The organism is Streptomyces niveiscabiei (genome assembly GCF_033794345.1).
Lineage (GTDB): Bacteria > Actinomycetota > Actinomycetes > Streptomycetales > Streptomycetaceae > Streptomyces > Streptomyces niveiscabiei.
This window is the reverse complement of the sequence record NZ_JARAYJ010000001.1, coordinates 351,320-373,191: the sequence shown is the minus strand read 5'-3', so window position 1 is coordinate 373,191 and position 21,872 is coordinate 351,320. Positions and strand designations below refer to the sequence as shown.

Sequence of the window (21,872 nt, the reverse complement as noted above, 5' to 3'; positions counted from 1 at the left end):
CGGCGCCGCCGGGGCGACCCCCGCGCCGAGCCTGTCCGCTACTGCCCCAGCACCCGCCGCAGATAGTCGTTCTGGAACAGCCGATCAGGATCCAGCCGATCCCGCAGCGCGGTGAACTCGCCGAACCGCGGGTACACGCGCGAGAAGTACTCCGCGTCCCGGGTGTGCACCTTCCCCCAGTGCGGGCGCCCCTCGTGCGCCGTGAAGATGCGCTCGGCGATCGTGAAGTACGCCTGGTAGGCCGTCCCCCGGACCATGTGGACGGCGACGTACGCGCTGTCGCGGCCGGACGCCGTGGACAGCGCGATGTCGTCGGCCGGCGCGGTGCGCACCTCGACGGGGAAGCTGACCCGCAGCCCCGAGCGCTCCACGGCCGTCCGCAGCTCGCGCAGCACCTCGGTGACCGCCTCGCGCGGGACGGCGTACTCCATCTCCACGAACCGCACCCGGCGCGGCGAGGTGAACACCTTGAACGGGATGTCGGTGTACGTGCGCGCGGAGAGCGCCTTGCTGGAGACCTGGGCGATCGTGGGGACCGTCGCGGGCACCGCCCTGCCGACCCACTGGGCGACCTGGAAGACGCCGTTGGACAGCAGTTCGTCCTCGACCCAGCCCTTGACCCGGCTCACCGGCCGGCGCGGGCCCGCGCTGCGGTTGTTGCGCTTGGTGTTGGTGCTGCCGGTGTGCGGGAACCAGTAGAACTCGAAGTGCTCGTTCTCGGCCCACAGGTCGTCGAACTCGGCGAGGACCCGCTCGAACGGCATCGGCTCCTCGCGCGCGGTGAGCAGGAAGAGCGGCTCCACGCCGAACGTGATCGCGGTGACGATCCCCAGCGCGCCCAGGCCGATCCGGGCGGCGGCGAAGACCTCGGGATTCTCTTTCTCGGAGCAGGTGAGGACGGAGCCGTCCGCCGTCACCAGCTCAAGTCCCTTGATCTGCGCGGCGATCGAGGCGGACTCCCGGCCCGTGCCGTGCGTGCCGGTGGAGGCGGCGCCGGAGACGGTCTGCTCCATGATGTCGCCCATGTTGGTGAGTGACAGGCCCTCGCGCGCGAGAGCCATGTTGAGTCTCTTGAGCGGGGTACCCGCCTCCACCGTGACAGTCATGGTGTCGCGATCAATGTTGCGGATACCGGTCAACAGTTGAGGGCGGATCAACACACCGTCGGTCGCGGCGATCGACGTGAAGGAGTGACCCGTACCGACGGCCTTCACCTTCAGGCCGTCCTCGGCGGCCTGCCGCACGGCGGCGGCCAGCTCCTCCACGGAGGCGGGTTCCACCTCCCGCGCGGGACGGGCGACGACATTCCCTCCCCAGTTATGCCACGTGCCGCTCTTCCCGCTCGCTGTGCTGCTCAACGGTGCCTCCCCGACCCGTAGCCGGCCTGCTGAGCCGGCGGTACCCCAGGAAACCGACCACGACCGCGACGGCCCCGGACACCGCCGGAACCCCGTACCCCGCGCGCGCACCGGCCGCGTCGATCACCCAGCCGGCCACCGAGGAGCCGAGCGCGACTCCGACCGCGAGCCCGGTGCTGATCCAGGTCATGCCCTCGGTGAGCTGCGCGCGTGGTACGTGCTCTTCGATGAGGGACATCGTCGTGATCATCGTGGGAGCGATGGACAGGCCCGCGACGAAGAGCGCCACGGCCAGAAACGGCAAGTTTCCGACCAGTAGGAGGGGGATCATACTCACGGCCATCGCCAGCACGCCCAGCAGCCAGCGCCGCTGCGGGGCCCCCGAGAAGCGCAGCAGACCGAAGACGATCCCCGCCACGCAGGATCCGGCCGCGTAGACCGCGAGGACCAGGCTCGCGGCGGCCTTGTGGCCCCGCTCGTCCGCGAACGCGACGGTCACCACGTCGACCGCCCCGAAGATCGCCCCCGTCGCCACGAACGTGGCCACCAGCACCTGGAGCCCCCGGGAGCGCAGCGCGGAACCGCCGCCCGTACGCGCGCGGGGGTGCGGCTTCGGCTCGGTGGACCGCTGGGCGGTCAGCCAGAAGACGCCCACCGCGAGGAAGCACGCCGCCAGCAGCGGCCCCGCCTCCGGGAACCAGGCGGTGGACAGCCCGATGGAGATGATCGGCCCGAAGATGAAGCACACCTCGTCGACCACCGACTCGAACGAGTACGCCGTGTGCAGCTGCGGCGTCCCCCGGTACAGGGCGGCCCACCGCGCGCGGACCATCGCCCCGAGACTCGGCACGGACCCGATGCCCGCCGCGAACACGAACAGCGACCAGTCCGGCCACGACCAGTGCGCCGCCACCAGCATCCCCGCCGCCGCGGCCAGCGCGACCAGCGTCGCCGGGCGCAGCACCCGGCGCTGGCCGTGCTGGTCCACCAGCCGGGAGATCTGCGGCCCGACCAGTGCGGCGGCCAGCGCGATCGTCGCCGACAGCGCGCCCGCGAGGCCGTAGCGGCCGGTGAGCTGGGAGATCATCGTGACCACGCCGATGCCCATCATCGACAGCGGCATCCGCCCGACGAACCCCGCGGCGGCGAAGCCCTTCGTGCCGGGTGCGGCGAACAGGGCGCGATAAGGGCTGGCCAAGGCGGTCTCCGGTCGTACGGGGTGGCCGCACCCGGCCGGCGGCTCGGCGTGGTGCGGGTGGTGGGGCTCTGCGGCACGGAGCGTCGTAAGGTGCCAACGCGGCCCGTACAGCTTACGGGGCGGGTCACCCGTACGCATCACCCTTACCGGCCGTGAACGCGCCGGCCGGACACCCCGCCGTTTCCCGGTTGTCAGTGCCGGGTGGCAGGATCGACCCATGTCAGACGCGCTCGATGCCACCCCCTACGACGCCCTGCTCCTGCTGTCCTTCGGCGGCCCCGAAGGTCCGGACGACGTGGTCCCGTTCCTGGAGAACGTGACGCGTGGGCGCGGCATCCCCACCGAACGTCTCAAGGAAGTCGGGCAGCACTACTTCCTCTTCGGCGGGGTCAGCCCGATCAACGACCAGAACCGCGCCCTGCTGGACGCCCTGCGCAAGGACTTCGCCGAGCACGGCCTGGACCTGCCGGTCTACTGGGGCAACCGCAACTGGGCCCCGTACCTGACGGACACCCTGCGCGAGATGGTCGCCGACGGGCACCGCCGCATCCTCGTCCTCGCCACCAGCGCGTACGCCTCGTACTCGGGCTGCCGCCAGTACCGCGAGAACCTCGCCGACTCCCTCGCCGCCCTCCAGGCCGAGGGCCTCGACCTGCCGAAGGTCGACAAACTGCGCCACTACTTCAACCACCCGGGCTTCCTGGAGCCCATGGTCGACGGCATCGTGGAGTCCCTCGCCGCCCTCCCCGAGGACGTCAGGAGCGGCGCCCGCATCGCCTTCTCGACGCACTCCATCCCCACCGCCTCCGCCGACACCTCCGGCCCCGTCGAGTCCCACGGCGACGGCGGCGCGTACGTCGCACAGCACCTGGAGACGGCCCGGCTGATCGCCGACGCCGTGCGCGAGCGCACCGGCGTCGACCACCCCTGGCAGCTCGTCTACCAGTCCCGCTCCGGCGCCCCGCACATCCCGTGGCTGGAGCCCGACATCTGCGACCACCTCGAAGAGCTGCACGAGGCGGGCGCCCCCTCGGTGGTCATCGCCCCCATCGGGTTCGTCTCCGACCACATGGAGGTCCTCTACGACCTCGACACCGAGGCCAAGGCCAAGGCGGAGGAGCTGGGCCTGCCCATGCGCCGCTCGGCCACGGTCGGCGCGGACCCGCGCTTCGCCGCCGCCGTCCGCGACCTCGTCCTGGAGCGCGCGGCCACGGAGTCCGGCCGCGAGGTCACCCCCTGCGTGCTGGGCGCCCTAGGCGCGACCGCGGACCTCTGCCCGGTCGGCTGCTGCCCCGCCCGCGCCCCCAAGCCCGCCGCCGCGGGCGCCGACAGCCCCTACGCGTGAGGAGCCCCATGCCCGACGAGACGCTGTACGACGAACTCCTCCGCCTCGCCCAGGAGGCGGCCGACCAGGCGGGCACCCTCCTGCGCGACGGCCGGCCCACCGACCTCGCGGTCGCGCACACCAAGTCGAGCCCCATCGACGTCGTCACCGAGATGGACATCGCGGCCGAGAAGCTCATCACCGGCCTGATAGGCGGGCACCGCCCCGACGACGGCTTCCTCGGTGAGGAGGGCGCCTCCGAGGAGGGCACCTCGGGCGTCCGCTGGATCATCGACCCCCTCGACGGCACGGTCAACTACCTCTACGGCCTGCCCAGTTGGGCCGTCTCCATCGCCGCCCAACACAACGGCGAGACGGTCGTGGGCGTCGTCCACGCACCCCTGCGGGGCGAGACCTACCAGGCCGTACGCGGCAAGGGCGCCTGGGTCACCGGCGACCCGCAGGGCCCGCGCCCCCTGACGGTCCGCGAGGCGCCGCCCCTGGAACGGGCCCTGATCTCCACCGGCTTCGGCTACACCACCGAACGCCGCACCTCCCAGGCCGCGGTGGCCGCCGCGCTCATCCCGCAGGTCCGCGACATCCGCCGGGGCGGCTCGGCCGCCATCGACCTCTGCGACGTCGCCGCGGGCCGCCTCGACGGCTACTACGAACGCGGCCTGAACCCCTGGGACTACGCGGCGGGCGACCTCATCGCCCGGGAGGCCGGCGCGCTGACCGGAGGCCGCCCGGGAGACCCCCTCTCGACGGCTCTGACGATCGCGGCCCCGCCCGGGGTCTTCGAGCCCCTCCAGGCGCTCCTGGAGGACCTGGGAGCCTGGCAGGGCTAGAACCCGGCGGGCCCCCGAGAACACCCCGCGAGAACGCGAAGAACCCCCGGCGCTGGATTCACCGGGGGTTCTTCACGTCAGGCCGACGACATCAGCCCTTGGGTACCGCTCAGGCACCGACCTCGACGCCGTGCTCCGCGGCCAGCCGCCGCAGATCGTCGAGTTCCGCCTGTTCCACCTCCACGAGGAAGTCGTCCCCCTCGTCGAGAGCCCGGCTCAGGTCCGTTTCGGTCGCCCTTATGCGCTGGAGGAGTCCTGCGGTGAATGCGTCCATGCTGCGCCCCCTCGTCCTGGGTCGTGGGTCGATGGCACGGGGGTGTGCCAGTCGGAAGGGGCGATCACGTCTGCGGCAGATGCCCAGCACACCGGACGCGCTGGGCGGCGACGGTGCCGAGCACCCACGTCCGCTCTGCGAGACGAAACGAAAGCGGCCGTACCGCACGGGGGTGCGGCACAAGCAGAGTGTGATCGCGGGGTGTAACGCTTCCTCCCCCCGCTCCCTTCCACGGAAACCTCAACCCGGCGAGAAAATCTGGCATTCCCGGGCTTCACACCTTCATTTCATCCGGCGCTCACCGGACCTCCCCCTGCCGCCCGCTCCCGCCTTACAGCCGACTTATGGCCGAAAAGGGCAGGATGGGGTCCACACACCATGCGGACCCCTGCCCGCGCGCTCCAGGGCGACACCGGAGCGCTACGCGGGTGGACACAGGAAGGACAAGCGACGTGCGCGTACTCGTCGTCGAGGACGAGCAGCTGCTCGCCGATGCGGTGGCCACCGGACTGCGCCGGGAGGCCATGGCCGTCGACGTCGTGTACGACGGCGCGGCGGCCCTTGAGCGCATCGGCGTCAACGACTACGACGTGGTCGTCCTGGACCGCGACCTCCCGCTCGTCCACGGCGACGACGTCTGCCGCAAGATCGTCGAACTCGGCATGCCCACGCGCGTGCTGATGCTCACGGCGTCCGGCGACGTCAGCGACCGCGTCGAGGGCCTGGAGATCGGCGCCGACGACTACCTGCCGAAGCCCTTCGCGTTCAGCGAGCTCATCGCGCGCGTACGCGCGCTGGGACGGCGTACGAGCGTGCCGCTGCCGCCGGTCCTGGAGCGCGCGGGCATCAAGCTCGACCCGAACCGCCGGGAGGTGTTCCGGGACGGCCGCGAGGTGCAGCTGGCGCCGAAGGAGTTCGCGGTGCTGGAGGTGCTGATGCGCTCCGAGGGCGCCGTGGTCTCGGCGGAGCAGCTGCTGGAGAAGGCCTGGGACGAGAACACGGACCCGTTCACCAACGTCGTACGCGTCACCGTGATGACGCTGCGCCGCAAGCTCGGTGAGCCGCCCGTCATCGTCACCGTGCCCGGTTCCGGCTACCGGATCTGATCCACCGTGGCCGCGACACCCGCGCCCCCGAAGGCGCCCCCGAAGCCCACCTGGGACCCCCGCCGTCCCGAGATGCCGTTCCCGTGGCTGCGTCCGACGATCCGGATACGGCTCACGCTGCTGTACGGCGGCATGTTCCTGATCGCCGGCATCCTGCTGCTGTCGATCATCTACCTGCTGGCCGCGCAGGCGATCAACACGGGCAACGAACTGCCGTTCAAGATCGTCACCGGCAACGCGGTGAAGGTGACGAGTTCGTCCTGCCCGGCCGTCAACGCCGCGACCAACGCGGACGGCGAGGTGTACCTGTCGACGTTCAACGCGGCGATCAACGCCTGCGTCGACCAGCGCCGCCAGGACTCCCTGGACAACCTCCTCAGCCGCTCCCTGCTGGCCCTCCTGGGGCTCGCGGTGATCGCGTTCGCCTTCGGGTACGCGATGGCGGGCCGGGTGCTCACGCCGCTCGGCCGCATCACGCGCACCGCGCGCGCGGTCGCCGGTTCGGACCTGTCCCGCCGTATCGAGCTGGACGGCCCGGACGACGAGCTGAAGGAACTGGCGGACACGCTGGACGACATGCTGGCGCGCCTGCAACGGGCGTTCACGGCGCAGCAGCGGTTCGTCGGGAACGCGTCGCACGAGCTGCGCACGCCGCTCGCGATCAACCGGACGCTCCTGGAGGTGCACCTCTCCGACCCGAACGCGCCGGTGGAGCTCCAGCAGCTCGGCAAGACGCTGCTGGCGACCAACGAGCGCAGCGAGCAGCTCGTGGAGGGCCTGCTCCTGCTCGCGCGCAGCGACAACCAGATCGTCGAGCGCAAGCCGGTGGACCTCGCGGAGGTGGCCGGGCAGGCGATCGACCAGGTGCACGGCGAGGCCGAGGCCAAGGGTGTCGCGATCCGGGGCGAGCGGCAGAAGGCCGTCGTCCAGGGCAACGGCGTGCTGCTGGAGCGGATCGCGCTGAACCTGGTGCAGAACGCGGTGCGCTACAACGTGCCCGAGGACGGCTGGGTGGAGGTCACCACCGAGGTGCAGCACGGGCAGGCGCTGCTGGTGGTGTCGAACACCGGTCCCGTGGTCCCGGCGTACGAGATCGACAACCTTTTCGAGCCGTTCCGGCGGCTGCGTACGGAGCGCACGGGCAGCGACAAGGGGGTGGGGCTCGGGCTGTCGATCGTGAGGTCGGTGGCGCGGGCGCACGGCGGGCACATCACGGCCCAGCCGAGGGAGGGAGGGGGACTGGTGATGCGTGTCACCCTGCCTCTCTGAGATCATGGGGCCGACACACGCGGGGGCGTTCGCTTTGCGCGGAATTTTCGGGGCTTCTCCCCCGTGCTCATGTGTGTGATCGATCACAAGGGCGAATTTCCGGCCATCTACTCACCGTGATCATGGAGGCTGCCGTAAGGCCCGGAAAATCCGGGTTTTCGGGGGTCCTGATGACGGGAAGTACACGGTGGGACGCCTTTGAAGTGCGACATTCGGACCGTGTACGGTCCCGATCGCCATCCAAGCCGATCGCCCGTGAGGGGGCCGGTTGGGTGTCGATTGAGTAACAGACCTTGATGTGAGGCAAAATCTCCCGCTCAAGGCGGGCACAAGTCCGGCCTCTCACGCGTTACGTGCGCTGAAGACACCGCATTCACCCAGAGGGGGAGAGCGACCATGGCAACCGATTACGACACCCCACGCAAGACCGACGACGACGTCGATTCCGACAGCCTGGAAGAGCTGAAGGCCCGGCGGAACGACAAGTCGGCATCCGCTGTAGACGTCGACGAGTTCGAGGCCGCCGAGGGCCTGGAACTGCCCGGCGCCGACCTCTCCAACGAGGAGTTGGCCGTCCGGGTGCTGCCCAAGCAGCAGGACGAGTTCACCTGCATGAGCTGCTTCCTGGTGCACCACCGCAGCCAGCTGGCCCGCGAGAAGAACGGTCAGCCGATCTGCCGCGACTGCGACTGAGGGCGGGTCGGCCGTGACTGGCTCGACCCCTCCTCGGAAGCGCCGCTTCCCCCTGAGGAGAGCGGACCAAGGGTCGTACGACCCTCTCGGCGTGCGTGACGACGAGCGAGGTTCATCCGACGCAGGATCGGCCTCGCTCGAACCGGCGGCAGGAGGAACCGACCTCCCGGCGCCGGACAACAGCACCGCGGCCGTCGCCAGGCGGTCGGCCGCGGTGATCAGGGACAGGGCCCGCGATCTGGCCCGGGACAGCGTCCACAAGGGCCGCGGCCGGGCCAAGGCGGGCCTGGCGTACCTCGCGGACCGGGTCATCGAGAACGCCCCCAGAATCCCCGTACGCGACCTCAGGACGCTCCGCGGCCAGTTCCCCGGCCTCGGGCCCGAGGAGCTCGCGGACAAGCTCGTGGCGGGCGCCGCGAACGCGTCCGCGACCGTCGGCGCGGGCGTCGGCGCCGCGGCCATGCTCCCCGTCCCGCCGGCGATGCCCGCGGAACTCGCGGCGGAGATCACCGGCGTCGCCGCGATCGAGCTGAAACTCATCGCCGAACTGCACGAGGTGTACGGCCTGCGCCCGCCCGGCGGCCTCAAGGACCGCAGCACCGCCTACCTGCGCTCCTGGTCCGGCGAACGCGGCATCGAGGTCCTCAAGCCGTCCTCCGTGAACTCCGCGCTCGGCAGCCAGATGAAGCGCGAACTGCGCCAGCAGATCATGAAGCGCATGGTGCGCAACCTGCCGAACCTGGTCCCCTTCATGGTCGGCGCCGCCGTCGGGGCCGTCATGAACCGCAGGGACACCAGGAAACTCGCCGCGAAACTCCGCGCGGACCTCAGACGGCACCAGATCCCGTGGGACGACCTCCCCGCGCTCCCGCCCCTGGAGAAGCCGGACGACCCGCTCGTGATCGACGAACGGGCCGGACGCACAGACCGCGGCGAACTCGGGCGCTGACGCCCTAGACGGTGGCCTCCCGGGCCTCCTTGAGGGCCTGCGCCAGGCGCTCCGGCTCCCGGGTCGACAGATACAGGTACGGCGTCGGGTCCTCGGGGTCCGTCACGAGGACGCGCAGCGCGCCCGGGATGTACGCCCGCAGCAGCAGGTACGCGCGCGTGTCCGCCTTGTACGTCCGCCAGGCGCGCGCCTCCTCCTGGTCCAGGACCTCCGCCTCGCCGAGCGCCGTGACCGGGATCTTCGCGTCCCCCGCGATCAGGAAACCGCCCACCACACGGATCCGCGGCGAACCGTACGCACTGGCCACGACGGCCGCCGCAGCCGTACCCCCGACCAGGCCCCCGAGCAGCGGCAGAGTGCCGAACGGCAGCAGGATCAGGGCCATCGAGACACCCACGAGGAACGACAGGAACCACCACGAGCGGGGGGCGGTCAGGCGTTCTTCGTACGGGGGGGTGGAGAGCTGCATGGGCCAAGCTTGGCACGGGGATACGACAGGGCCGGGTCCGGGGCGGGGCGCGCGGAGGTGACCGGTGGGTAAGAGCGGTGAGCACAGGGTGGCCGAGGGTGAGGGGCGGGCGGGTAAGGTCTGCGGCTGTGAGTGGTACTTCCGCAGCTCTTCAGCCTCCGGTCGGCGCCCTGGGACCGGTGCGGCACCCCTACGCTCCCGCGCGCGGCGAGCTTCCGGGTCCCCACTACGAACAGTGTTTCGGATGCGGCGAGGGCCATTCCCGTGAACCGCTCAGCTCGCCGAACCGGCCGCTGCGCACCGTCGCCGTCCGCGCGTACGCGCCTTCGAGGTGAACCCGTGAGCCGTGAACCCCTCAACGTCCGGATCCGGCGCGTCGACCCCGACGTACCGCTTCCGGCGTACGAACAGCCCGGCGACGCGGGAGCCGACCTGCGGACCACCGAGGACTGCGAGCTGAAGCCCGGCGAGCGGGCCGTCCTGCCCACCGGGGTCGCCATCGCCCTCCCCGAGGGGTACGCGGCCTTCGTGCACCCCCGGTCCGGGCTGGCCGCCCGGTGCGGAGTGGCTCTCGTGAATGCCCCGGGGACGGTTGATGCCGGGTACCGTGGGGAGATCAAGGTGATCGTGGTGAATCTCGATCCGCGCGAGGCGGTGCGGTTCGAGCGCTTCGACCGGATTGCCCAACTGGTCGTCCAGCAGGTCGAGAGGGTCCGCTTCCAGGAGGTCGCGGAACTTCCCGGCTCGGCTCGGGGCGAGGGGGGCTTCGGGTCCACCGGCGGCCACGCCGCGGTGGGGACGGACAGCACGGGCGCAGACGCCGCCGCAGGCGGCACAACGGGTGGGAATCGATACGCTTCGGTCGTATCCGACCGGGAAGGACAGTGACGTGTTCGGACGTCGCAAGAAGAAGGATGCCGCCGAGGGCGCGGCCGGCGAGGCCGAGCAGGTCGTCGACAGCGTCGACACTGAGGCGGACGAGACGGACGGCCCGCGCGAGCGCGTACGGCTCGAACCCGAGCCCCGGCCCGACGGGCCCTGGGACGACACCGAGGTGAGCGACCCCGCCGAGGGCCGCGTCGACCTCGGCGGGCTCTTCGTGCCCGGTGTCGACGGGATGGAGCTGCGGGTCGAGGTCGCGGGCGACGCGATCGTCGCGGCGACCGTCGTGCTGCGCGACAGCGCCGTCCAGCTCCAGGCCTTCGCCGCACCCAAGCGCGAGGGCATCTGGGGCGAGGTGCGCGAGGAGATCGCCTCCGGCATCACCCAGCAGGGCGGCATCATCGACGAGGTCGAGGGTCCGCTGGGCTGGGAGCTGCGCGCGCAGGTGCCGGTGCAGCTGCCGGACGGGCAGAGCGGATTCCACGTCGTGCGGTTCGTCGGCGTGGACGGGCCGCGGTGGTTCCTGCGCGGGGTGATCTCCGGGCAGGGTGCCGTGCAGCCGCAGGCCGCCGGTCTCCTGGAGCAGATCTTCCGGGACACGGTCGTCGTGCGCGGCGAGGGGCCGATGGCTCCCCGCGACCCGATCGTCCTCAAGCTGCCGAACGACGCCCAGATGGTGCCCGAAGGGGTCCAGCAGCAGGACGAGGGCTCCCGGTTCTCCGGGGGCATGGGGCAGTTGCAGCGCGGACCGGAGATCACCGAGGTGCGCTGAGGCTTTTCCGCGAGATCGCAAAAGGGCCGGGTCCCCTGGAACCCGGCCCTTTTCGTATCCGGTTCTCGTGGGGCCGGAAAAAAATCTCGCGGAGCGTGAACCGATCGGCCCGGAACTTTCGATGAAGGGGCAAGAAGGGCCTGACCGACCCGGCCGGACCGGCGGGAGAGGCGGTGGGGTGTCAGGGTTTTGTCAAAGGTGGGGTGGTGGCGGAGGGAGTGTCTGATTTGTCTGATGAAAGGGTCGTAGCGTCTTCGCTGCACACGTGGCGGTCGGCGGAAGACAATGAGGGTATGGCGCGCGGAAAGCTTCGGATCTATCTCGGTGCGGCGCCGGGCGTCGGGAAGACGTACGCGATGCTGTCGGAGGCGCACCGCAGGGTCGAGCGCGGTACGGACTGCGTCGTGGCGTTCGTGGAGCACCACGGCCGGCCGCGCACCGAGGTGATGCTGCACGGCCTGGAGGAGATCGCGCGCCGGGAGATCGACTACCGGGGCGGCGTCTTCACCGAGATGGACGTGGACGCGGTACTGCGCAGGGCCCCCGCGGTCGCCCTGGTGGACGAACTGGCGCACACGAACGTGCCGGGCTCGCGCAACGCCAAGCGGTGGCAGGACGTCGAGGAACTCCTCGCCGCCGGGATCGACGTCGTGTCGACGGTGAACATCCAGCACCTGGAGTCGCTCGGCGACGTCGTCGAGTCGATCACCGGGGTCCGGCAGCGCGAGACCGTGCCGGACGAGGTGGTGCGGCGGGCCGACCAGGTCGAACTGGTCGACATGTCGCCGCAGGCCCTGCGCCGCCGCATGGCCCACGGCAACATCTACAAACCGGACAAGGTCGACGCGGCGCTGTCCAACTACTTCCGGCCAGGGAACCTCACCGCGCTGCGCGAACTGGCGCTGCTGTGGGTGGCCGACCGGGTCGACGAGTACCTGAACCAGTACCGCAGCGAACACCGGGTCTCGGCGATCTGGGGCTCCCGCGAGCGGATCGTCGTCGGGCTGACCGGCGGCCCCGAGGGGCGCACGCTGATCAGGCGGGCCGCGCGGCTTGCGGAGAAGGGCGCGGGCGGCGAGGTCCTCGCCGTGTACATCTCCCGCAGCGACGGGCTCACCTCGGCCTCGCCGAAGGAACTCGCCGTGCAGCGGACGCTCGTCGAGGACCTCGGCGGCACCTTCCACCACGTCGTCGGGGACGACATCCCCGCCGCCCTCCTCGACTTCGCGCGGGGCGCGAACGCGACGCAGATCGTGCTCGGATCCTCGCGGCGCAAGGCGTGGCAGTACATGTTCGGGCCCGGCGTCGGGGCGACGGTCGCCCGGGAGTCGGGGCCCGACCTGGACGTCCACATCGTCACCCACGAGGAGGCCGCCAAGGGGCGCGGACTGCCCGTCGCCCGGGGCGCCCGGCTCGGGCGGGCCCGCATCCTGTGGGGCTGGCTGGTCGGCGTCGGCGGGCCGGTGGGGCTCGCGCTGCTGCTGAACACCGTCCACCTCGGGCTCGCCAACGACATGCTGCTGTTCCTGGCGCTGACCGTCGCCGCCGCACTGCTCGGCGGGCTGCTGCCGGCACTGGCCTCGGCGGCGCTGGGCTCGCTGCTGCTGAACTACTTCTACACACCCCCGCTGCACCGGTTCACGATCGCCGACCCCAAGAACATCGTCGCCATCGTGATCTTCGTCGGGGTGGCGATATCGGTCGCCTCCGTCGTCGACCTCGCCGCGCGGCGCACGCACCAGGCGGCCCGGCTGCGGGCCGAGTCGGAGATCCTGTCGTTCCTCGCGGGGAACGTGCTGCGCGGGGAGACCAGCCTGGAGGCGCTCCTGGAGCGGGTGCGGGAGACCTTCGGGATGGAGTCGGCGGCACTGCTCGAACGGGAGGCCGACGTCGCGCCGTGGACCTGCGCCGGGCGCTCCGGGCCCGGGCGGGCGGTGGAGCGGCCCGAGGACGCCGACGTGGACGTGCCCGTCGGGGACCACATGGCGCTCGCGCTGACCGGGCGGGTGCTGCCGGCCGAGGACCGGCGGGTGCTCGCCGCGTTCGGGGCGCAGGCCGCCGTCGTGCTCGACCGGCGCCGGCTCCAGGAGGAGGCCGACCAGGCGCGGGCCCTCGCCGAGGGCAACCGGATCCGGACGGCGCTGCTCGCCGCCGTCAGCCATGACCTGCGCACCCCGCTCGCCGGGATCAAGGCGGCGGTGTCGAGTCTGCGGTCGGACGACGTCGCCTGGTCCGAGGAGGATCAGGCGGAGCTGCTGGCGGGGATCGAGGAGGGCGCGGACCGGCTCGACCACCTCGTCGGGAACCTGCTGGACATGTCGCGGCTCCAGACCGGGACGGTCACGCCGATCGTGCGGGAGATCGACCTCGACGAGGTCGTGCCGATGGCGCTCGGCGGGGTGCCCGAGGACAGCGTCGAGCTGGACATCCCCGAGACGCTGCCCATGGTGTCCGTCGACGCCGGGCTGCTGGAGCGGGCCGTCGCCAACCTCGTGGAGAACGGGGTCAAGTACAGCCCGCCGGGGCAGACCGTGCTGGTCGCCGCGAGCGCGCTGTCCGAGCGGGTCGAGGTGCGCGTCGTCGACCGGGGGCCCGGGGTGCCCGACGAGGCGAAGGAGCGGATCTTCGCACCGTTCCAGCGTTACGGAGACGCCCCGCGAGGCGCCGGGGTGGGGCTCGGGCTCGCCGTGGCGCGGGGGTTCGTGGAGGCCATGGGCGGGACGCTGGCCGCGGAGGACACACCGGGGGGCGGCCTCACGATGGTGCTGACGCTGCGGGCGGCGGGCGGGGTGGGCGATACGAGGATGCAGGCGGCGAGCGGGGTGGGCGATGTGGGGGCGGCGGCGCTGGGTGGGGCTTCGAGCGTGGGTGAGGTGGCGAGGGCTGGGCTGTCCGGCGCGGGCGGCTCGGCGGAGGGGGCGTCCGACGGGGGTGGGGCGTCGGTGTCCGGGGCCGGTGGGGTGTCGGGGGAATCCCGCGCGGGCGCAGCGGTGCCGGGCCGTGCGGCCGGAGCGGGGGGCGTGTCCGCCGAGAGCGCGGCGTCGTCCGGGGCGTCTGTCCTCGGGCGGACGGTGCCGGGCGGGGCCGCTGGTGAGGTGGCGGGCCGGGGGCCCGGTGGAGGCGGGGCGGTGGCCCGAAGGGCCGGTGAGGGGGAGGTGGCGGCCGGTGTGGGTGAGGTGGCTTCCGGTGTTCGCCGGGGCGCACCGGCAGAATCGTCCCGTGTCGACGGGGCCGTGGAAGCAGAGCCGTTGGGAACGTCCGAGAGGCAGGACACATGGTGAGCGCCGCCGGGGGGAATCCCCAGGGACCCACGAGGGTGCTCGTGGTCGACGACGAGCCGCAGATCGTGCGGGCGCTGGTGATCAACCTCAAGGCGCGCAAGTACGAGGTGGACGCGGCGCACGACGGGGCGAGCGCGTTGCAGCTGGCGGCGGCGCGGCATCCCGACGTCGTCGTGCTCGACCTGGGGCTGCCGGACATGGACGGCGTCGAGGTGATCAAGGGGCTGCGGGGGTGGACGCGCGTGCCGATCCTCGTGCTGTCCGCGCGGCACTCCTCCGACGAGAAGGTGCAGGCGCTGGACGCGGGCGCGGACGACTACGTCACCAAGCCGTTCGGGATGGACGAGCTGCTGGCGCGGCTGCGGGCGGCCGTGCGCAGGGCCGAGCCGGTGGGGCCGGGGGAGGGGGAGGTGCTGGTCGAGACCGAGGGGTTCACCGTGGACCTCGCGGCGAAGAAGGTCAACCGGGGCGGGAAGGACGTCCGGCTCACGCCCACCGAGTGGCATCTGCTGGAGGTGCTCGTGCGCAACACCGGGCGGCTGGTCAGCCAGCGGCAGCTGTTGCAGGAGGTGTGGGGGCCGTCGTACGGGACGGAGACGAACTATCTGCGGGTGTACATGGCGCAGCTGCGCCGGAAGCTGGAGGCGGATCCGGCGCATCCTCGGCACTTCATCACCGAGCCGGGGATGGGGTACCGGTTCGAGAAGTGAGGCGGAGAGGTGGGCCGGGGGTCCGGGGGGCGCCCCTCCGGGGGACGCAGTCGAGGAGTGAGGTGCGGGGTGGGGGCTTCTGTGAGGCCGGTACGCTTCTTGTATGAGTGCTGTGCCGCATTCCGAGAAGCCCGTGGGCCGGTTCCGGCGTATGCTCGGCCGGCTCTCCTCCTCGCAGGAGGACCTCGAGTCCGAGGAGCTGCGGGAGGACGCCGAGACCGCCGGGTGTACGCGGATCGAGGACTGCCGGGATCGGCAGATAGTGACCGTTACTGGTACGTTGCGCACGGTCACTCTGCGACCGCGGGCCGGGGTTCCGGCGCTGGAGGCGGAACTGTTCGACGGGTCCGCCGCGTTGGACGTGGTGTGGCTGGGGCGGCGCTCCATCGTCGGCATAGAGCCGGGGCGGCGGCTGATCGCCTCCGGCCGGATCTCGATGAGCAGAGGTCGGCGTGTGCTGTTCAATCCTAAGTACGAACTGAGACCTCTCGGTAGGGAGTAGCCGGTGACGTCGCTCGACAAGCCGACCGGAGAAGAGCAGGCGCGGGATGCTCGGGCGGTGACCGAGGCCGCGTTGTTCGAGGCGTTCGGTGGTGTGCGGGGCATGGTCGAGACGGTCGTGCCCGGGCTGCTGTTCGTCTCGATCTACACGGTCAATCAGGACCTGCACATGTCGGCGATCGCCGCGCTTGCCGTGTCCATCGTGCTGGTCGTGGTGCGGCTGGTGCGGAAGGGGACCGTCAAGCACGCGTTCAGCGGGGTGTTCGGGGTCGCCTTCGGGGTCGTCTTCGCGATGATGACCGGCAACGCCAAGGACTTCTATCTGCCGGGGATGCTGTACACGCTGGGGCTGGCCCTCGCGTACATCGTCACCACGCTGTGCGGGGTTCCGCTCATCGGGCTCATGCTCGGGCCCGTCTTCAAGGAGAACCTGTCCTGGCGGACCCGGAATCCTGGGCGCAAGAAGGCGTACTCCAAGGCCAGTTGGGCCTGGGGGCTCATTCTTCTCGCCAAGTGCGCGATTCTGTTTCCGCTGTACTGGTGGGCCGATACCACTCAGCTCGGGTGGGTGCTCATCGCGTTGAAGATTCCGCCGTTCCTGTTGGCCGTGTGGCTGACGTGGGTGTTTCTTGCCAAGGCTCCGGCTCCTATCGACGTGTTCGCCGAGATGGAGGCGGAGGAGGAGCGGAAGGCTGCGGCTGCTCGGGGCGCCGAATAGTTTTTCGCCCCCGCCGCCCCTACCCTTCCCATCCCGAAGGGGCTTTGCCCCTTCGACCCCGGGTTCGTTTTCGGGTGCGGCGCCGTTGGGGCTTGTCGCGCAGTTCCCCGCGCCCCTGAAAGGGGAGGGTCCCGCCGCGAAGCGGCGGGACCCTCCCCTTTCATCCCTTTACGCTTCCGTCTCTTCCCTCCGCACCGACAGCAGGTCCTCCAGCTGTTCCTCCCTCGCCTGGGCCGCCACGAACAGGAGTTCGTCGCCCGGTTCCAGGGAGTCCTCCGCTGTGGGGGTGAGGACTCGGGTGCCTCGGATGATGGTGACCAGGGACGTGTCCTCGGGCCATTCGACGTCGCCCACCTGGGTGCCGGCCAGGGCCGATTCCTCGGGGAGGGTCAGTTCGACGAGGTTCGCGTCGCCGTGGCTGAAGCGGAGCAGGCGGACCAGGTCGCCGACCGAGACCGCCTCCTCCACCAGCGCCGACATCAGGCGAGGCGTCGAGACCGCCACGTCGACGCCCCAGGACTCGTTGAAGAGCCACTCGTTCTTGGGGTTGTTGACGCGGGCGACGACCCGGGGGACGCCGTACTCCGTCTTCGCCAGGAGGGAGACGACGAGGTTGACCTTGTCGTCGCCGGTCGCGGCGATGACGACGTTGCAGCGCTGGAGGGCCGCCTCGTCCAGGGACGTGATCTCGCAGGCGTCGGCGAGGAGCCACTCCGCCTGGGGGACACGTTCGACGGAGATGGCCGTGGGGGCCTTGTCGACGAGGAGGACCTCGTGGCCGTTCTCCAGGAGCTCGCCCGCGATCGAGCGGCCGACGGCGCCGGCTCCGGCGATGGCGACCCTCATCGGTGACCGCCTTCCTGGGGGCCCTCGGCGAAGACCGCCTCGACCTTCTCGACCTCGTCGGTCCGCATCATCACGTGCACGAGGTCGCCTTCCTGGAGGACCGTCTGCGAGGTCGGGAGGATCGCCTCGCCCAGCCGGGTGAGGAACGCCACACGGACCCCGGTCTCCTCCTGGAGCGTGCTGATCTTGTGGCCGATCCACGACGGCGACGTGTGCACCTCGGCGAGCTGGACGCCCCCGGTGGGATCGCGCCACAGCGGCTCGGCGCCGGACGGCAGGAGCCGGCGCAGCATCTGGTCGGCGGTCCAGCGGACCGTGGCGACCGTCGGGATGCCCAGGCGCTGGTAGACCTCGGCGCGCCGCGGGTCGTAGATCCTGGCCGCGACGTTCTCCACGCCGAACATCTCGCGCGCCACCCGGGCCGCGATGATGTTGGAGTTGTCGCCGCTGGAGACGGCCGCGAAGGCGCCCGCCTCCTCGATGCCGGCCTCGCGCAGGGTGTCCTGGTCGAAGCCGATGCCGGTGACCCGGCGACCGCCGAAGGAGGAACCCAGGCGCCGGAAGGCGGTCGGGTCCTGGTCGATCACCGCGACCGTGTGCCCCTGCCGCTCCAGGGTCTGCGCGAGGGCTGAGCCCACTCGGCCGCAGCCCATGATGACGATGTGCATGGTCTTACACCACGCTCCCCACAGGTCCGCTGACCTGCTTCGCTGTCGTTCTCATGTTCCTCTCTCGGCTCTTCGGGCAAATCTCGGCTCTTCGGCCACAGCATCGCGGCCGGATGGCGACCGCCAGGCAGACATCATGCCCGGGGGAGTGCCGGTCCGGGGACCCGGGGACCGCCGTCGACAGCCCACCTCCAACGTAACGGTTCTCCCCGACAACCTCGCGGGCGGACGACGGAGCGGCTCCTTCCGTGTGGCCGGGCGGTGAAGGTCGTCTCCGGGTGTGGGCGGCCGGGTGTTCGAAGGCTTACGATTCTCTGTTGTGTCCAAACTGACCGACGTGCCCAAACGGATCCTGATCGGGCGCGCTCTGCGCAGTGATCGGCTTGGGGAAACGCTCCTGCCGAAGCGCATCGCCCTCCCTGTCTTCGCCTCCGACCCGCTGTCCTCCGTGGCCTACGCGCCCGGGGAGGTGCTGCTGGTCCTGTCCATCGCGGGCGTGTCGGCGTACCACTTCTCTCCCTGGATCGCCGTCGCGGTGGTCGTCCTGATGTTCACGGTGGTCGCCTCCTACCGGCAGAACGTCCACGCGTACCCGAGCGGCGGCGGCGACTACGAGGTGGCGACCACCAACCTCGGCCCCAAGGCGGGTCTGACCGTCGCGAGCGCGCTGCTCGTCGACTACGTCCTGACCGTCGCCGTGTCCATCGCCTCCGGCATCGAGAACCTCGGCTCCGCGATCCCCTTCGTCGTCGAGCACAAGACGGCGTGCGCGGTCGCGGTGATCGTCCTGCTGACGCTGATGAACCTGCGCGGCGTGAAGGAGTCCGGGAAGCTCTTCGCGATCCCGACGTACGTGTTCGTCGCGGGCGTCTTCATCATGATCGCGTGGGGCGCCTGGCGGGGCCTCGTCCTGGACGACTCGATGCGGGCGCCGACCGCGCAGTACGAGATCAAGGCCGAGCACCAGGGGCTCGCCGGGTTCGCGCTGGTCTTCCTGCTGCTGCGGGCCTTCTCCTCCGGCTGCGCCGCGCTCACCGGCGTCGAGGCGATCTCCAACGGCGTCCCCGCCTTCCGCAAGCCCAAGTCGAGGAACGCGGCCACCACGCTCGCCGCGATGGGGCTGCTGGCGGTGACGATGTTCTGCGGGATCATCGTCCTCGCGCTCGTCACGGACGTACGGATGGCGGAGAACCCGGCGACGGACCTGCTGAAGAACGGGGTCGAGGTCGGGTCCGGGTATGTCCAGAACCCGGTGATCACGCAGGTCGCCGAGGCCGTGTTCGGCAAGGGCAGCTTCCTGTTCGTGGTGCTCGCCGCGGCGACCGCGCTCGTGCTGTTCCTCGCCGCGAACACCGCCTACAACGGGTTCCCGGTGCTCGGGTCGATCCTCGCGCAGGACCGCTACCTGCCGCGCCAGCTGCACACCCGCGGCGACCGGCTCGCCTTCTCCAACGGCATCGTGCTGCTCGCCGGCGCCGCGATCCTCCTCGTGTGGATCTACGGCGCCGACTCGACGCGGCTCATCCAGCTGTACATCGTCGGCGTGTTCGTCTCCTTCACGCTGAGCCAGACCGGCATGGTCCGGCACTGGAACCGGCACCTCGCCACCGAGACCGACCCCGCCAAGCGGCGGCACATGGTCCGCTCGCGGGCCATCAACGCGTTCGGCGCGTTCTTCACCGGGCTCGTCCTCGTCGTCGTCCTCGTCACGAAGTTCACGCACGGCGCGTGGGTCGCGCTGCTCGGGATGGTCATCTTCTTCGCGACGATGACCGCGATCCGCAAGCACTACGACGGGGTCGCGGCGGAGCTCGCGGCGACCGAGGGGCCCAGCGACGACAGCGTCCGGCCCTCCCGCGTCCACTCCGTACTGCTCATCTCCAAGATCCACCGGCCGACGCTGCGCGCGCTGGCCTTCGCCAAGCTGATGCGGTCCGACTCGCTGGAGGCGCTCACCGTCAACGTCGACCCCGTCGAGACGAAGGCGCTGCGCGAGGAGTGGGAACGGCGCGGGATCGACGTACCCCTCAAGGTCCTCGACTCGCCCTACCGGGAGGTCACGCGGCCGGTCATCGAGTACGTCAAGAGCCTGCGGCGGGAGTCGCCGCGCGACGCGGTGTCGGTGATCATCCCCGAGTACGTCGTCGGGCACTGGTACGAGCATCTGCTGCACAACCAGAGCGCCCTGCGGCTCAAGGGACGCCTCCTGTTCACGCCGGGGATCATGGTGACGTCCGTCCCCTACCAGCTCCAGTCCTCCGAGGCGGCCAAGCAGCGCGCCCGGCGCCGCCAGGAGTGGAACGCGCCGGGGGCTGTGCGGCGGGGCCCGGCGGGGGCACCCGAGCGCGAACGGGCCCGGGAGAGCGAGTAGGAGCGCGGTACGGGGGTTCGGCGGCGGGCGTCGCTCTGCGGGGGCCGTGCGGGGGTTCGGCGGCCGGTGTCAGGGCGGGCCCGCGCGGGGTTTTGGCGGCGGTCGTCGGGGGCGTGCGCAGGGCCTAGACTGGACGGCTGTCGTCGTACGGCGGTCCTGAGGCTGCCGCCTCCGCCGCGCACCCCCCGTCGCCTTTCCGATCTGGAGTCACCCCGCCATGCAGGCAGAACCGAAGAAACAGCAGGCGGGGAAGGCTCGCGAGGGGCGAGGCGGGGAGGAGTCCCGCGCCGGGTCCCGCGCCGGGTCTCTCGTCGGACGGGAGTACGAGGTCGAGGTCGGGGCCGTCGCCCACGGCGGGCACTGCATCGCGCGGACCGACGAGGGGCAGGTGCTGTTCGTGCGGCACGCCCTGCCCGGGGAGCGGGTGCTCGCGCGGGTCACCGAGGGCGAGGAGGGGGCGCGGTTCCTGCGGGCCGACGCCGTCGAGGTGCTCACCGCGTCCAAGGACCGCGTCGAGGCGCCGTGCCCCTTCGCCGGGCCCGGCAGGTGCGGCGGCTGCGACTGGCAGCACGCCAAGCCCGGGGCCCAGCGGCGGATGAAGGGCGAGGTCCTCGCCGAGCAGCTCCTGCGGCTCGCCGGGCTCACCCCCGAGGAGGCCGGCTGGGACGGCACCGTCATGCCCGCCGAGGGCGACAAGCTGCCCGCCGGTGAGGTGCCGCAGTGGCGTACGCGGGTGCAGTACGCCGTCGACGCGGACGGCAACGCGGGGCTTCGCCGGCACCGCTCGCACGAGGTCGAGGTCATCGACCACTGCATGATCGCGGCGCCGGGTGTCTCCGAACTCGGCATCGAGAAGCGGGACTGGATCGGGATGGACTCCGTCGAGGCGATCGCCGCGACCGGGTCCCAGGACCGGCAGGTCATCCTCACGCCCCGGCCCGGCGCCCGCCTTCCCCTCGTCGAGCTCGACAAACCCGTCTCCGTCATGCGCGTCGAGGAGAAGGACGGCGGCGTCCACCGCGTCCACGGCCGGCCCTTCGTCCGCGAGCGCGCCGACGGGCGTACGCACCGGGTCGGCAGCGGCGGTTTCTGGCAGGTCCACCCCAAGGCGGCCGACACCCTGGTCCTCGCCGTCATGCAGGGCCTCCTGCCCCGCAAGGGCGAGATGGCCCTCGACCTCTACTGCGGCGTCGGCCTCTTCGCCGGCGCCCTCGCCGACCGCCTCGGCGAGAAGGGCGCCGTCCTCGGCATCGAGTCCGGCAAGCGCGCCGTCGAGGACGCGCGGCACAACCTCGCCGAGTTCCCGCGCGTCCGCATCGAGCAGGGCAAGGTGGACGCCGTCCTGCCCCGCACCGGCATCACCGAGGTCGACCTGATCGTCCTCGACCCGCCTCGCGCGGGGGCCGGCCGGTCCACCGTCCAGCACCTCGCGTCCCTCGGCGCCCGGCGGATCGCGTACGTGGCGTGCGATCCGGCCGCGCTCGCCCGGGATCTGGGGTACTTCCGGGACGGGGGGTACCGGGTGCGGACGCTTCGGGCGTTCGATCTGTTTCCGATGACGCATCACCTGGAGTGCGTGGCGATCCTTGAGCCTGCTGCCAAGGGGGCCTGACCTGCTGGTTCGCCATCCCGGGT

20 protein-coding genes are annotated in these 21,872 nt (G+C 71.3%); 14 read left to right on the top strand and 6 right to left on the bottom strand.

Annotated elements, in window-relative coordinates:
* Positions 1–38 precede the first annotated feature (38 nt).
* Positions 39–1,358 (bottom strand): D-arabinono-1,4-lactone oxidase, encoded by a 1,320-nt coding sequence (locus tag PV682_RS01620; protein WP_319723160.1) that lies wholly within the window; start codon positions 1,356–1,358, stop codon positions 39–41.
* Positions 1,318–2,556 carry an MFS transporter gene (locus PV682_RS01615; RefSeq protein WP_319723158.1) on the bottom strand — a complete coding sequence of 413 codons (1,239 nt, stop codon included), beginning with the start codon at positions 2,554–2,556 and terminating at the stop codon, positions 1,318–1,320. The genes PV682_RS01620 and PV682_RS01615 overlap by 41 nt, the downstream gene beginning before the upstream one ends.
* A gap of 217 nt (positions 2,557–2,773) precedes the next feature.
* Between PV682_RS01615 and PV682_RS01610 the strand changes: the two genes are divergently transcribed.
* Together PV682_RS01610 and PV682_RS01605 are read left to right on the top strand one after the other, a co-directional pair.
* Positions 2,774–3,901, top strand: a complete 1,128-nt coding sequence (locus PV682_RS01610; RefSeq protein ID WP_319723156.1) for a ferrochelatase — start codon at positions 2,774–2,776, stop codon at positions 3,899–3,901.
* A gap of 8 nt (positions 3,902–3,909) precedes the next feature.
* Entirely contained in the window at positions 3,910–4,728 is an 819-nt protein-coding gene (locus PV682_RS01605) for an inositol monophosphatase family protein (protein ID WP_319723154.1), read from the top strand.
* Positions 4,729–4,837: 109 nt separating this feature from the next.
* Here the strand turns inward: PV682_RS01605 and PV682_RS01600 are convergent, their stop codons facing one another.
* On the bottom strand, positions 4,838–5,002 hold the full coding sequence (locus PV682_RS01600) for a hypothetical protein (RefSeq protein ID WP_165854409.1): 165 nt from the start codon (positions 5,000–5,002) through the stop codon (positions 4,838–4,840).
* 452 nt (positions 5,003–5,454) lie between these two features.
* Between PV682_RS01600 and PV682_RS01595 the strand changes: the two genes are divergently transcribed.
* The 4 genes from PV682_RS01595 (at position 5,455) to PV682_RS01580 (ending at position 9,019) form a co-directional block, all read left to right on the top strand.
* Entirely contained in the window at positions 5,455–6,108 is a 654-nt protein-coding gene (locus PV682_RS01595) for a response regulator transcription factor (RefSeq protein ID WP_010353034.1), read from the top strand.
* 6 nt (positions 6,109–6,114) lie between these two features.
* Complete coding sequence (locus PV682_RS01590) at positions 6,115–7,377, top strand: sensor histidine kinase (protein WP_055724809.1); 1,263 nt, start codon at positions 6,115–6,117, stop codon at positions 7,375–7,377.
* A gap of 396 nt (positions 7,378–7,773) precedes the next feature.
* Complete coding sequence (locus tag PV682_RS01585; RefSeq protein WP_003993510.1) at positions 7,774–8,070, top strand: DUF4193 domain-containing protein; 297 nt, start codon at positions 7,774–7,776, stop codon at positions 8,068–8,070.
* Positions 8,071–8,083: 13 nt separating this feature from the next.
* Complete coding sequence (locus tag PV682_RS01580; RefSeq protein ID WP_319723147.1) at positions 8,084–9,019, top strand: hypothetical protein; 936 nt, start codon at positions 8,084–8,086, stop codon at positions 9,017–9,019.
* 4 nt (positions 9,020–9,023) lie between these two features.
* Here PV682_RS01580 and PV682_RS01575 read toward each other — a convergent pair whose 3' ends face one another.
* On the bottom strand, positions 9,024–9,488 hold the full coding sequence (locus PV682_RS01575) for a DUF3093 domain-containing protein (protein WP_319723145.1): 465 nt from the start codon (positions 9,486–9,488) through the stop codon (positions 9,024–9,026).
* A 339-nt stretch (positions 9,489–9,827) separates the two neighbouring features.
* Here PV682_RS01575 and dut point away from each other — a divergent pair, with 339 nt between their 5' ends.
* The 6 genes from dut (at position 9,828) to PV682_RS01540 (ending at position 16,352) form a co-directional block, all read left to right on the top strand.
* Complete coding sequence (gene dut, locus PV682_RS01565) at positions 9,828–10,376, top strand: dUTP diphosphatase (RefSeq protein ID WP_109361135.1); 549 nt, start codon at positions 9,828–9,830, stop codon at positions 10,374–10,376.
* A gap of 1 nt (position 10,377) precedes the next feature.
* Complete coding sequence (locus tag PV682_RS01560) at positions 10,378–11,142, top strand: DUF3710 domain-containing protein (protein ID WP_109361134.1); 765 nt, start codon at positions 10,378–10,380, stop codon at positions 11,140–11,142.
* A 293-nt stretch (positions 11,143–11,435) separates the two neighbouring features.
* Complete coding sequence (locus PV682_RS01555) at positions 11,436–14,423, top strand: sensor histidine kinase KdpD (RefSeq protein WP_319723142.1); 2,988 nt, start codon at positions 11,436–11,438, stop codon at positions 14,421–14,423.
* The gene (locus PV682_RS01550; protein ID WP_319723140.1) at positions 14,417–15,133 is read left to right on the top strand and encodes a response regulator; all 717 of its coding nucleotides are present in this window, start codon (positions 14,417–14,419) and stop codon (positions 15,131–15,133) included. Before PV682_RS01555 ends, PV682_RS01550 begins: the two co-directional genes overlap by 7 nt.
* 103 nt (positions 15,134–15,236) lie before the next feature.
* On the top strand, positions 15,237–15,635 hold the full coding sequence (locus PV682_RS01545; RefSeq protein ID WP_055722520.1) for an OB-fold nucleic acid binding domain-containing protein: 399 nt from the start codon (positions 15,237–15,239) through the stop codon (positions 15,633–15,635).
* 3 nt (positions 15,636–15,638) lie between these two features.
* A complete protein-coding gene (locus PV682_RS01540; protein WP_319723137.1) occupies positions 15,639–16,352 on the top strand; it encodes a DUF3159 domain-containing protein in 714 nt (237 codons plus the stop codon).
* Between the two features lie 168 nt (positions 16,353–16,520).
* Here the strand turns inward: PV682_RS01540 and PV682_RS01535 are convergent, their stop codons facing one another.
* Positions 16,521–17,198 carry a potassium channel family protein gene (locus PV682_RS01535; protein ID WP_055722518.1) on the bottom strand — a complete coding sequence of 226 codons (678 nt, stop codon included), beginning with the start codon at positions 17,196–17,198 and terminating at the stop codon, positions 16,521–16,523.
* Positions 17,195–17,866 carry a potassium channel family protein gene (locus tag PV682_RS01530; protein ID WP_055722519.1) on the bottom strand — a complete coding sequence of 224 codons (672 nt, stop codon included), beginning with the start codon at positions 17,864–17,866 and terminating at the stop codon, positions 17,195–17,197. Before PV682_RS01530 ends, PV682_RS01535 begins: the two co-directional genes overlap by 4 nt.
* Before the next feature lie 319 nt (positions 17,867–18,185).
* On the opposite strand from PV682_RS01530, the gene PV682_RS01525 reads away from it, so the two are divergent.
* Both PV682_RS01525 and PV682_RS01520 read left to right on the top strand, forming a co-directional pair.
* Complete coding sequence (locus PV682_RS01525; protein ID WP_319723132.1) at positions 18,186–20,237, top strand: APC family permease; 2,052 nt, start codon at positions 18,186–18,188, stop codon at positions 20,235–20,237.
* Positions 20,238–20,454: 217 nt separating this feature from the next.
* Positions 20,455–21,849 carry a class I SAM-dependent RNA methyltransferase gene (locus PV682_RS01520; protein WP_319723130.1) on the top strand — a complete coding sequence of 465 codons (1,395 nt, stop codon included), beginning with the start codon at positions 20,455–20,457 and terminating at the stop codon, positions 21,847–21,849.
* The last annotated feature ends 23 nt before the right edge of the window (positions 21,850–21,872 follow it).

Coding starts and splice junctions, on each gene's coding strand:
- PV682_RS01585 (WP_003993510.1), top strand. CDS start 7,774: ATGGCAACCGATTACGACACCCCACGCAAGACCGACGACGACGTCGAT.
- PV682_RS01555 (WP_319723142.1), top strand. CDS start 11,436: ATGGCGCGCGGAAAGCTTCGGATCTATCTCGGTGCGGCGCCGGGCGTC.
- PV682_RS01550 (WP_319723140.1), top strand. CDS start 14,417: ATGGTGAGCGCCGCCGGGGGGAATCCCCAGGGACCCACGAGGGTGCTC.
- PV682_RS01600 (WP_165854409.1), bottom strand. CDS start 5,002: ATGGACGCATTCACCGCAGGACTCCTCCAGCGCATAAGGGCGACCGAA.
- PV682_RS01520 (WP_319723130.1), top strand. CDS start 20,455: ATGCAGGCAGAACCGAAGAAACAGCAGGCGGGGAAGGCTCGCGAGGGG.
- PV682_RS01610 (WP_319723156.1), top strand. CDS start 2,774: ATGTCAGACGCGCTCGATGCCACCCCCTACGACGCCCTGCTCCTGCTG.
- PV682_RS01575 (WP_319723145.1), bottom strand. CDS start 9,488: ATGCAGCTCTCCACCCCCCCGTACGAAGAACGCCTGACCGCCCCCCGC.
- PV682_RS01545 (WP_055722520.1), top strand. CDS start 15,237: ATGAGTGCTGTGCCGCATTCCGAGAAGCCCGTGGGCCGGTTCCGGCGT.
- PV682_RS01530 (WP_055722519.1), bottom strand. CDS start 17,866: ATGCACATCGTCATCATGGGCTGCGGCCGAGTGGGCTCAGCCCTCGCG.
- PV682_RS01535 (WP_055722518.1), bottom strand. CDS start 17,198: ATGAGGGTCGCCATCGCCGGAGCCGGCGCCGTCGGCCGCTCGATCGCG.
- PV682_RS01605 (WP_319723154.1), top strand. CDS start 3,910: ATGCCCGACGAGACGCTGTACGACGAACTCCTCCGCCTCGCCCAGGAG.